The sequence below is a fragment of the Pseudomonas sp. LAMO17WK12:I10 genome, from assembly GCF_900215185.1.
Lineage (GTDB): Bacteria > Pseudomonadota > Gammaproteobacteria > Pseudomonadales > Pseudomonadaceae > Aquipseudomonas > Aquipseudomonas chlororaphis.
In genome coordinates this window covers 47,343-59,396 of sequence record NZ_OBDX01000039.1, presented here as the reverse complement: position 1 = coordinate 59,396, position 12,054 = coordinate 47,343, and the positions used below count along the sequence as shown (strand labels likewise).

The window sequence follows — 12,054 nt, the reverse complement described above, 5'->3', positions numbered from 1 at the left end:
TTTGAAGGCGAATAATTTGGTTGCCAGCATGAGTCGCCGAGGCAACTGTCATGACAACGCCGTAGCCGAGAGCTTTTTCCAGCTTCTAAAGCGGGAGCGTATCAAGCGGAGAATCTACACCACGCGGCAAGATGCTCGTAGCGATGTGTTCGACTACATCGAGATGTTCTACAACGCAAAACGCCGTCATAGTTTCAACAATCAGCTGTCACCGGTAGAGTTTGAAAAGCGTTACGCAATGAGCTTGCAAGGTGTCTAGAGAATCCGGGGCGATTCAGTCTGCTTAAAAATACGCGGACACAATCGCCCTCATCGACCTGGCTCGGAAGGTGTATTCGCCGGCCCCTTACCAGATAACGACTTCAATCAACGACCGAGAAGGAAAGTGTGATCCGCAGATACATAAAAACTAGAAAGACAACCAATACTTTTTTGACATGAAGCCGCATATCGGAGCCAATGCCGAGCCCAGCCAGGGCCCGGTAGCGTGGAATGACGACCAGCGTGCCCAGTGTCATCCAGATCAACAAGCTGTCGCATGGCGACAGGTGGCGACTCGGCAATCAGCTATCCCCCCGGCACAAGCGGTATCAGGGGAACGGCCCGGAATGCCAAGACAGTGAAACCATCAGCCTGGTGAAATGATCTCGACACCCGACACTATTTTTCCTCGTCGGCTAGACGGCTTGCCTTAGCAAGCTCTAGATCGAAGCGTGAATGAACCTTCCAATCGGTATGTCCCTCTGCAAAAGTAAAATGATGTTTTTCGGCTTCTTTATCTACGTATTCATGTTTTTTGGCTTCTTTATCTATGTATTTGCGATAAGCTATCTCTATAGGACTAATTTTTTCTTCCTCTGCTGGCTTCCGAGATTCTCTAAAGTCTCCACCAAACGTATCACTGATTGTTACTTTCCCATGAAAGCTCACTTTACTTACTCTTTCTCCGACCGCCATGTCTCGCAAGTGCTCGTTGGCGACTGCTATTTTGGCAAGGCGTTCAGTGTCCTCTCCTCGACGGAGCTGAAATTTGAGTGTGCATTTGTCAGACAGCGCTTCCTGCCACGCTGTTTTTAGCGGTGTCAGGTCCACATCAGGCTCTGTTTGCCGCCGCACAGCCAAGCGTTGCTCATCGGGCTCAAATTCGGACATTACAAAAGTTGGGATACCGAGCTCTTGCGCCTCACGCAGCTCACTTAAAGTGACTTGGCCACCGCCCAATGCATGGAAAACGCCATCTTTTCTTGCAACATGCGTCATGTACGATGCTCCCGCTGCATCAAGTACTTTCCAGCTTCCTTTAGGGTCTGGTACAAAAACGACTTCCTGGCAGTGGGGAGAAATGGACGCGGCGCCATTATCGGCCCTTTCAGATACAATACCCAGCGTTGCAATACCTCTTTCTTGAGCAATTTTATACACAGCGCCAATCCCGTCAGTTGTCGCGCCAGCCACCACTAACAGACCGTTAACGCCATATTTATTTTCAGCGGCATCCAGGATCTGATTAAGCTTTGAATTTAAAAGTTCAGGGGACTTGTATTCAAGTGCGGAAAAGCCGCTGAACACCATTACATGCTTCCCTTCGGTATGCTTATCCAAACGAGCGGCAGTTAGATCGACATTCGTCGCCGGGAGGTAATTATTGAGTGATACTGCATTGGAGGGGATGATTCCATTTGGCACAACCATATTCCTCATGGTCAGTTGAAATAGTTAAACTTCGGCGCCTATCGTATTATTTCGGCTTAATCATTTTCCGACAGATTTATCGGACCGTCATGGAGTGAGCTGGGCGAAACGACAAAAACTCATGGCAAGTCATGCAATCAGTTCGAGACCCGTCACTTGAATTGATCGAGGAATGCATTGCAGACTTGAAAAATTTAGTCATGTCCAAAAAAATCTGGATAGACCCAGCATCAAGGAAACGCCGTAACAGGATCTTGCATCCTAAAAATATCGAGTAGGCGTGGCTTTCAAAAAACGCCGATTATTAGGCTCTGTCCGAAAAATAATGTCGCAAACACCGCATGGCACAAGCCAGTGAGACCATCGCCGCAAAACTTTTAACGAGTTGGTCGACGCGCGTCACGATGCGGCGACTTTCCTTCAGCCACCCGAACATGCACTCGATGATGTTGCGCTGCCGGTACTTGGGACGATCAAACAGTCGTGGCAAGCCCGGCTTTGGCTTGCGTTTCATGCCGCGGAGATGACCGGCTGCATCCGGTAACGATCACAGTAGCAGCGCAGGGCCTCGGCGTCATAGCCCTTGTCGGCCAGCAACCATCGGCAGCCCGTGGGCGTCCGTAGCGGCGGGTTTCACTGAAGATGTCTGCAACCAGATCCCAAGCTGCGCGTACCGTTTGGCCATCGTGAGCTCCTACCTTTGATGGACGCGGACTCTACTGAGTCCTGACGTTTAGTTTCGGCTGATTTCGTACAGAGCCTAGGCTGCCCAGCTCCGCTGAAGGATGGCTTGAAGTAGGCTCGCTTTATAGCTGACTTCAGTCTCCGTTGATTTTGAAAACGGCGAATCGATCCCGCAAGACAATATTTCTTCGGAATCAAGGCTTGGGGCTGACGATAAGAGAGAAACGTCTACGATTTCGCCCCTTGCAGCACCAAAGCGCAAACAGCGCGCTTTCAACAAGATACCTGTGCACTCCACGACAGTGAATATCTAACCCGCCGACAATAACCTCAGCGTTGCGACTAAAGTAACTCTTCCCATGCCCTGGACTTCTTCCGTCTTGCGTACTTTAGCAATCTGTTAAGCAATCTTCTGGTCATACATTCGGATACTCCTCCCCATGGGATAACCACCTTGACCTGTGTATCAATTGGAGCAGGCGTAACAACGGGATATTCATCGATTGAGAAATCATCAGGGTCGAAAACCGCTAATTGCCTAGCCGAGGCGTCATTTGCTTGCTGAAGGCGTTTTAATTCCAGACTTCCCAAGCTTCGACCCGACAATAATACGTGTCGATTCAAAGAGCGCCCCCTGTACAAACGCATCAACCCGGGCCTTACTTCGAGGTTATCAGCAGACAACGGAGGGTTGCAGGCGCACACCAAGTTAATTGACAGAATCACCCTTTTTTCGATGTTTTCCCTTTCTTCTGCTCGCTGAAATACCGCACGCAAACCAACTTTCAATTCATGACCCCTTACTTACATATCCGCTGCCTCTCCGGCTCTTTCTTTTACCACACAAAGCACGTGCCACGATTGGCTGGCAGGGTCCTTACCGCGAACCCCACCTGGAAGAGAAAAACCACAAACGCTTTAGACTTCAGATTTTCCTATATCACGGAGGTTCCCCTCAATCTGAGCTCTTAGCTGCTGCAGGTCACTTCGCTGATCGAAGCGCTTGTATATATTCCATCCCACCCAACCCAACAAGGACAGCGGAAAGAAAACGGCTGCGGTAATACCCAATGGAATCGCGATCGGTTTTGGCAATGCCGCCAGCGCAAACGTCAACCCACCCACCAAGGGAATGCTGCCCAACACTCTCGCCGGAGTTGGTTTGAAAGCACGCGCGAAAGCTGACTGCAACGTTTTTCCTATACTCTTAACTTCCGGCAAGTGTTCTTGAATCTTTACCAACAGTGGTTTGGTCACCTTTTGCACTGCAAGCTCAACGTCATTTTGCTCAATCTTAAATGTGCCCGGGAAGCTCTGGGCGCGTAACTCTTTGACATTTTTCTCTAACTCTTGAGAAAGAGTAGCAAGCTTTTTGGTGCATTCCAGTTCGGCACTGACTTTTCCGAAGTGGTCCCACTTTATACTTTGTATTTCCCCATCATACTTGAGGAGCGCAGCGGAACTATTGGCCAACACTTTCGTTCTCAAGGTGTCGACCAGCTTTTGCTGCAACACCTGAAACTTATCGTCAGGGCTCGTCTTTAGGGTTTCATCGCCGGACAACTCAGTCAGCGCCTGTAAACTCCTACCATGAAAAGTTTCAGCTTGCTCAGGCAGGCGACATAAATTCTTGTTAATTTCGATAATGTTGCCCGTCGCTTTCGCATGACTTTTGCCAACCAGGTATTTGGTAGCAGAAAAGGACTCCCCTGCGTCGATCAGATTTTCCATATATGCTTTTTCATAATTGGTGACAACGCTTTGCAGCACCAACTTATGATTGCTGTTTACTTCTTTTTTAATCTGCTCACGAATCGGAGAAACTGCGCTTAACTGTGCTGGGTAGATATTTTTCCCAAGCATTTTATCAGCATACTCCTTGCTCGCCTTACCCAGAGCATCTTCGATTTTTCCCACGGTCCGCTGATCAACTTTCCCTGCGTTGTGCTTCTCAACAACGTCCTTCAAAACCTTTACAGTCTCTTCTTCGATCTGTTTAGTCAGGTCTTCGACTTTGGCGTTAAAGCCCTTAATCCGGTTCTCTGTCTTTACCTGATGGAAAACGCGTTGGATGTGCTGCACAAATCCCTGATCATTAAGAGAGAGCTCGTTTTTTTCCGCAAGTTTCTCCGCTGATTGCTGCGTTTCAGTCTGAGTCTGCTCAACTTTACCGTAATGGGCGATTAATCGTGATAGAACACTGTCAGGCAAAGGCTTATCACGCCGACTCGAGTCACTCAGGTGTGATAGCACCTCGCTCATTACAGCGTGCTTCATTTCCACTACCGCACTTTTGCCGGGCCTATGCAGATTCGGCTCGGCTGCATGGCTTATGATTTTTACATGAGTTGCAGTGTCAATCAGCTGGTAGCCAACATCGACAAAATTGAATTTTGTAATCAGCTCAAAAAAACTACTCTTTCCGCTATGTTCTTTTTTGAAAGCATCCAGCATACCCTGTACAGCTTCCTTGTTTGCAGGCTTACCATTCCAACGTACAGTACACTCTTCACCTGGTTTATCCAGAACAATATATTTACCAATGGTTTCCGGATTTTTTCGTATATCACGCGCCATTTTAGTATGGTGCGCTTTATTAAATGCTCCGAAAGTACGCCCATTATCGGTTCTCAGGTACTGATTGAGCATCCCGAGAAACACCTCAGATATGTATGTGTCATCTGTCGAGTTCGATTCTGATGATTGCAAAGGTGCCTGCACGTGGGATGATTCGGTGATATCGGCATTGTCGTCAGGCGTTTTTTGCTCAACGTATGCCACTTTAAACGGACTGGAATCAGCAGCCCCCTCATCAGCCCCCTCGTCAAATGGATTTAACGGATCGGACTTAACATCTTTAAACGGATTGGAATCTCGAAATTCCTCATCAGCCCCCTCGTCAAATGGATTTAACGGATCGGATTTAACATCTTTAGACTGATTGGAATCTAGAAGTTCCTCATCAGCCCCCTCCTCAAATGGATTGTACGGACCGGATTTAACATCAATCGGTTTTGTGACTTGCTCGTCTCGCCGGACCAGAGAAGGTCCTGCGTCCGCAACATCGATCTCAACTTTCGAGAGCCCGATCTCTTGCGCACGAGCAGCAGCCAGCTCATCATTCTTATTCGAGCTGGAACCAGCCTGTGTTACTTTCGTGGAGCCTGCAGGACTACGCAAAGCATCTGATTTCACCCCCTCGCCCCGAATCCCATGTTGTATGCCATCAGGATCGCCACTCGTCATGGAATGTATCTGTTGTAACTTACTCTCGCTCAGAGTTTCAGCCCAAGCGGCCTTTAGATCCTTGCGCAGATGACTAGGAGAACCCAGCTTAACGTTCTTCAAGAGACCATGCTTGGACTGTTTAAGCACCTTCACCAGCTGATTCGCCTGCGCGTCGGTGAGCTGCTCATTTAAAACAGGCTCAGATTCATTAAACGCCAAGAACTCCTGCAACCCCGTCTGCTTTTCCAAATCTTTTTTCAAACGGCCCGGATGTTTTTGCTCATATGCCACCAACACCTTCGCTAAATTTTTAGAGCAGTAAGCGGCTTGATCATGCTCCACAAGGGAACAGGAACACACACTCGAAGAATTGCAAGCGCATTGCAACAAGTTACCGGCAGCACGCTTGGCGTGCCCCGAAGAGGTTGTGCCGCGCACAGGATTGGCGCCAGCATTGGTGGCTGCAGTAAGTTTGCCCATGACGATATCTCTTAAAAATAAGTAACAATGAGCTGCTGTCTAAGCAACATTAAAGGCTAGCAAGTTAACGCGTCGAAACCGCACGAAACCAGCTATTTTGCGATGTTGAGCAGATCGTCTATCATCCGACAATAATGATAAACTCCACGCTTTGTTATTTCCTACTAATTGCTGCTCTATTCAAGTTCATAAGCAATCTCCAAGCATTGCCGAGCACACTATCGATCACTACTTCAATCGTAATCAGGAAACCTTAAGATCTCTGCGTGCAACAGCTGCCGAGCAAGCTCTTGCGGATCGGGCATCCCATACTCCAAAGCCAGATCGCGTAGCTGCTGACTCACCAGCATTTCAGCATGCTGACTCATTTCGCTTCGCAGACTGTTGTCCATGAATTCAAGTTTGAATCTATTAAGCACCGGAATCATAATCGCCGCGATAAAGGCGTTGGCACCGATACCATCAGGAGTAAACACGCCGTTTTTTTCTTTCCCCTCCATACCAAAGTCTTGAGCTATCTTGCCAAGCTCCATAAAGCACTCTTGCCTGATATGAGGTTCGAGCTTGCGGATGTTACATTCGTTACCGACACGGTCTAGCGCTCGACTAAAAATCGCTGCACGCTCAGATTTAAACGCCTGATCCCTGAATTTCTCATCCCCCCTAACTTGTCCGTCAAAATCAAACTTTTTCACCTCATTGCTCACCGCTTGCTTTATTTCCTGTCTTCTGACTTCGGTTAGCGGCTTGGGCAGGGCGACAACATAATTTTCAAACATCATATCTTTGCTGGGGGCTTTACCGGATTTCCATCCCAGCAGTTCTTTAATCGCACCTAACATTGCGTTTCTATGTTTACGCTCCGAACTGGATGGAGCCGCCTGAATATTTCGGCAACATTTGACCTTTCCAGCGATAACACCGCCCGAGGGGCTACCAAAGTTAGCCCGCGTCCGACTCCGAAAAGCCCCCGCGCGCTTGAACGGACTATCACTTTCATGCTGAAGCCGGGAGCTTGATAGCGGTGTTGAAACATTACCTCCATATTTGAGGTTGGCTGCAATTCGCGAAGTCGGTTTGTTGACGCCCCCCCCCCCGATGTTAATGGGGGGAGCAACACGATAGTTTGCATTGACATGAGATGACATTTGCGCCTCTTATTTTTTTGTTAACGCGTTATCTACAGAGTAGGTACTCCCTATCCAGGCCACTTGCAAAAACCAACCAAACTGGCAACGAACAACGCGTTTACTGTGACCTGCCTGTCAGTCAAGCTCCGAATCAGTCATAGCTAAACCAGGAAATTTCGGGTCCGACATCCAGTGTTGCCCCAGCCATCTCAAACCCATGGAGACAACCCCTGGGCCACATTCCAGATAAAACGATTTCCCACACGCTCGTCGTACGACAGACCAACGCCAGGCACTTTTTTCATTACTTTATTGCCCGCAGCCCAGGTGTTGTATTCCTGCAACTCCTTGTTCCCGCCGTTGAGTATGACCTTGTGCAGCAACTGCTGATGATCCGTTGTGAGTCGACTGCCAGGCGCACTCGGCCCGTAGCCTTGATGCCAGACCGCCGCTTCGCGCTTGATCTCAACGTCCAGCATTCCCGTTCTATCCTTGCCGCTCTTGCAGTTCCAGCATGGCACCGCGCCAATTTCGAACGCCAGCATCGCCGCGCGCTGCGCGGCTTTGTAGGGTTCGCCAGCGTCCTGGTGATGGGCCCGGGAAGCCCAGATCTCCTTCAACTGGTGGCTCAACAACCTCACTCGATCGGCATTCGCCGGCGCGGGGACACGCCCAAGGTATTCTCCTACCCAGCCACCTGGCTTGGCGCGTACTCTCAGATCATCCCCCAGAAGCTGGCGCAAGGCGGTGGCGTTGTAACCGTCAGCCTGGGCGTGTCCAAAATGAAGGTTGAGCGCAAACTCATTGACACCGAAGTTGAATGCCGCGACATCAAGGTTGATGCGCACAGCATGCCGCTCACCATCCCCCCCCATCAGCGACAATACCAACGGCCGCGACTGACAAAGCTCCCGCCATGCAAGCATTTGATCGCGCAACATTTCGCCCTCCCCACCCAGTCCGCCGGTCAACAGCGATGTTGACACCAGCCGTAGCGTGACCTCATGTCCTGCCAGCGCCTGACTCAACAGTTCCGGGCGCGCGAACAGCGCTGCCGTCACCACCTCGCGCGCCCGGTTAGCTGCGCCCAAGTGTCGCCGCTCGCTCGCCTCCTCCAATCCATAAGGCGACAGAGTGCCGTGACGCACCCCCTTGAACAGAATCAGGTCTCGACCGTCCGGCTCCTGCGCGCGGATTTCCGAGGTCCACAAATTGGTGGCGTGGGTGATCTGCCGGATGGATGACGAACAAACCCCATGATCGAGGTAAGAAACAGCAAAGACATCCTTGTTTCCCAGCTTCATTTGCGCCGCGGGCACCATCGTGCATGCATAATGCCGCCCCCCGTGCTCGAAACCGGTATGTACCTTGTTCCATACCTTCTCGTTAAGAAGTGTTTGCCTTGCGCTGCGAAAAGCCACCAGCGCCTCGCGCCTCGCCGCTCTGGAAGAAACTCCCGGCCGCTGCAGCTGGCTTGCGACGAGATCGATCACTACGTCATTCAGACGCTTGGTCGCTTTCAGCTCGGCTTTGGTCGCCTCTCTATCGCCGCTGGGGCGCGAGGCTTCCAGCTGATTAAAAAGATGTTCGAGTACAGTCGCCTCTCGGCCTAGAGACCTGAGCGCCAGCGCCGCGGCATCGAGGCGGCTTCGGTTAAGCTCAGTCAAGGCATGAATGGAACGTGCGGGCGTCGAGGAAGATTTGCCCAACTCGGGCTGCACAACCATCCCGTCGCCACGCGGGTGCCCCATCCTGGTCTGCACCTTGGTCAGGGACGAGTCGATGTTGCGTCGTCCCTTTTCCCTGAAAGCCCCGACGCGCTTGAAGGGGCTAGCGTCTTCGCAGGGAGATTGAGGTCTTGGCAACTGCGTCGGAACGTTGCTGCATTGTTTGATGTTGACGGCTACGCGGCCACACGGATTGCTTTGGAAAGGAACCTCGGCAATCGGTGCTTTGGCCACACCACGGTTAAGACTTATTGGGGACGTCATCTTTGCCTCTTATTCTTATGTGAGAGCATTGATAACAACGTAGTAACTTTTTTATCCGACAACTTGTACAAAACAATCAAACAGAGGCCGCGTTGTATCGTCCCTCCCGCCGGGATGTTCCCGGCGGGCAAATCACTGTACGAGGTTGAGTTCTCGCCGAACTCCACGAGCCGCCAGGATCAGGCTTTCCAGCGCAGTCAAAAGCTCCGCGCCAGAGCTGTCATTGGGCATGCGGATCAGGGCAAGCAAAACCACTGCGTCCGAATCCGCCGCCAAAATCACCGGACCGATGTAGTTCATCCGCAATACCTGCTGCAGACGATCCGTTGTGGCAGGCAACTCGCCCAATGGGCAAATCATCTCCAGCCCTTGCGCTGACTCATCGAAGTACACGATCACGTCATCATCTACGCGCAGGGCTGGCTCTTCGGCGTCCGGCTCCAATTCCAGGGCATCAAACAGGCTGCACAACAAGCTTGACATCTCAGGCCTCTACCATTTGGGACAAGCCCTGGGTCTGGTCGCACACGTGTTGATTCCCCACTCGCTCGAAGCTCGACAGCGTTACTAATGGCGGCGTTCTCATTACCTTATTGCCGGGGGCACCCGTGTTCTTACGCTGCACCTCCTCGTTGCCGCCGTGAAGCAATGTTTGTTGCAGAAGGAGCTGCTCATCTTCAGCCAACCGACCACCGAGAGCGCCCAAGCCTTTTCCTTCATGCAAAGTCACCACTGCACGCTTCAACTCGGCGTCCAGCATCCCGGTCCTATCCTTGCCACTCTTGCAATTGGAGCAAGGCGTTACGTCAATTGCGTTTGCGAGGAGCATCACACATAGCGCGCCCTTGTAGGGATCGCCACCGTCGTGGTTATGCGCCTTGGCAGCCCAGATTTGCTTCAGCCGTCGGCTCAGATCCAGCACTAACTGTTTATTTTCAGGCGCCGGCGTACGCTCCAGATAGTCCTTCACCCAACCTTCAGGTTCGGCCGATACACTCAAATTATTTCCCAGGAGTTGATGCAGTGCGGTTACGTTGTAAGCATCCGACTGGGCCTGCCCAAGCTTGAGCTTCAGCGAAAGCTCGTTGACGCCGAAATTGAACGCTGCAACCTCCAGATCGATTTTGACTTCGCGGAGTTCGCCATCAGGCCCCTTCAGCGACAAAACCACAGGCCGCTCCAGGCAAAGCTCTCGCCACGCCCGCACTTGATCGTCCAGTATGTCACCCTCGCGCCACTTCCCACCTGTCACCAATGATGTCGACACCAACCGTAGCGGGACTCGCGCCCCATCCAATGCCGACTCCAAAAGCTCAGGCTGAGCAAACAGCGCCGCAGTCACCACCTCGCGCGCCCGGTTCAGCGAACCCTCGTGGCGGGCCACGCTGCCCTTTTCCAGCCCGAACGGCGACAGGATGCCATGACGTACCCCCTTGAACAGAATCTTATCCGCCCCCCCCGGACCCGACGCCCGGATTTCCGATGTCCACAGATTGGGGACGTGCGCGATTTCACGGGTAGAAGATGAACAAACACCCTGCTCACGATAAGGAACCGGAAAAATGTCCTCTTTCCCCAGCTTCATTTGGGCCGCCGGCACCATCGTGCAGGCATAATGTTTCTCCTTATACTCAAAATCGGTTTTGACCGTATTCCAGGCCCTGGCGTTAAGCACCTCCGTATCAGCATTGTGAAACGCCGTCTTCGCCTCGCGCATCGCATCTTTGGAGGCCATTCCCAGCTCTCGCAGCCGGTTTGCAATCAGGCCGATCAAATCCTTTTCCAGATGCCGGGCCGCTCTCAGCTCCGCCTTGGTCGCCGCCCTGTCACCCTTGAAGCGTGAGTCTTGCAATTGACGAGAAAGATCCAACAGCACGCCGGGATCCTCTTTCAAGCCCACGAACGCTTGGACTGCCGCCTCGATTCGACTTTGTTGAAACTCAAACAAGGTGTGGAGGGAACGCGTGTCCGGCAATGAAGGTTTGAACAACGAGCAAAGATGATTCTTCAACTTGTTGGCGAGAACATCACTTTCCATCCTGGGCGGTGCCACCCCCGAAATAGACGCTACAAGGGTGCCTCCCGGACCACTGGCACTCGGCGGGCGTGAAGGTTCAGTTATCCACTTTGAAAACGGTTGTTTTACAATATCCACTACGTTAGGCATGACATCCCTCGAGAATCAGACGATTACACTGAAGCCAAATCGACTCCGGCAAGCCGTAGATTCCCCTGTCCAGCCGCCCTGCCACTATCTGAAAGCGCTCACACGACGCCTCTCGCAAAAGTAAAAAAAAGACCACTGCGAGGAAGTCGCAGTGGCCATGGACAAACTGTCACGCTCATTCAATTAGTCGACGCCGAAGTTGCCAGCCCTCATGCCGGTCGACTTAACTGCTCGGCAGCATGCACCAGTTGCTCCAGTTGGTGATGGGCAGTGTCCTGATCCAGCTGCAACAAGTGCTGACGACTCCACAGCACCCGCTCCCGACTGACAGGATCAAGCCCCAGAACGGGCTTGCACGGGTCCTGACTGAATATGTTCTGCTCTTCAGTCAAGGCATGGGCATCAGGGGTCAGAGGCGAAAACATCAACATGTAACCTGCGGGATGCTCGGTCAAATGACAGGCATGGTCACCAATTTTAAAACTGGTGACCTGCTCAATCTCCCTCGGCGCAGGCAGTGAAAGAGAAAGATGAAGTTGCTTGACGATATCCTGATAATGCGGAGACATACTGTTCACCCTTCAAAAAAAAAGAAAATATTAGAACAGAAGATTTTTACGAAGTCATCAGCAATATTAATCAACCCTGCCATTCAACAAAGTATTGGCAACTTGCCAGCAAC

Annotated in this window: 8 protein-coding genes and 1 pseudogene; 1 reads left to right on the top strand and 8 read right to left on the bottom strand. The window is 51.5% G+C overall.

All coding sequences use genetic code 11. The features are described from left to right. Positions 1 to 259 (top strand): IS3 family transposase (locus CRO75_RS29305; RefSeq protein ID WP_143504106.1); only part of this gene is annotated, 259 nt, incomplete at its 5' end. Between the two features lie 401 nt (positions 260 to 660). Here CRO75_RS29305 and CRO75_RS32750 read toward each other — a convergent pair. The 8 genes and pseudogenes from CRO75_RS32750 to CRO75_RS29265 all read right to left on the bottom strand — a co-directional run bounded on the left by CRO75_RS32750 (position 661) and on the right by CRO75_RS29265 (position 11,941). Further along, complete coding sequence (locus CRO75_RS32750; protein WP_143504236.1) at positions 661 to 1,686, bottom strand: hypothetical protein; 1,026 nt, start codon at positions 1,684 to 1,686, stop codon at positions 661 to 663. 310 nt (positions 1,687 to 1,996) lie between these two features. Next, positions 1,997 to 2,298: pseudogene (locus CRO75_RS29295) on the bottom strand (transposase); the annotation flags it as partial. 996 nt (positions 2,299 to 3,294) lie between these two features. Beyond that, positions 3,295 to 6,084 (bottom strand): hypothetical protein, encoded by a 2,790-nt coding sequence (locus CRO75_RS29290; RefSeq protein WP_143504232.1) that lies wholly within the window; start codon positions 6,082 to 6,084, stop codon positions 3,295 to 3,297. Between the two features lie 233 nt (positions 6,085 to 6,317). Beyond that, positions 6,318 to 7,232, bottom strand: coding sequence for a hypothetical protein (locus tag CRO75_RS29285; RefSeq protein WP_097139959.1), 915 nt, complete (start codon positions 7,230 to 7,232; stop codon positions 6,318 to 6,320). Between the two features lie 191 nt (positions 7,233 to 7,423). Beyond that, complete coding sequence (locus CRO75_RS29280; RefSeq protein ID WP_097139958.1) at positions 7,424 to 9,205, bottom strand: inositol phosphate phosphatase SopB; 1,782 nt, start codon at positions 9,203 to 9,205, stop codon at positions 7,424 to 7,426. 132 nt (positions 9,206 to 9,337) lie between these two features. Beyond that, positions 9,338 to 9,688, bottom strand: a complete 351-nt coding sequence (locus tag CRO75_RS29275; RefSeq protein ID WP_097139956.1) for a hypothetical protein — start codon at positions 9,686 to 9,688, stop codon at positions 9,338 to 9,340. Position 9,689: 1 nt separating this feature from the next. Continuing rightward, the gene (locus tag CRO75_RS29270) at positions 9,690 to 11,372 is read right to left on the bottom strand and encodes an inositol phosphate phosphatase SopB (protein WP_097139954.1); all 1,683 of its coding nucleotides are present in this window, start codon (positions 11,370 to 11,372) and stop codon (positions 9,690 to 9,692) included. Between the two features lie 209 nt (positions 11,373 to 11,581). Further along, a complete protein-coding gene (locus CRO75_RS29265; protein ID WP_097139952.1) occupies positions 11,582 to 11,941 on the bottom strand; it encodes a CesT family type III secretion system chaperone in 360 nt (119 codons plus the stop codon). Positions 11,942 to 12,054: the final 113 nt, after the last annotated feature.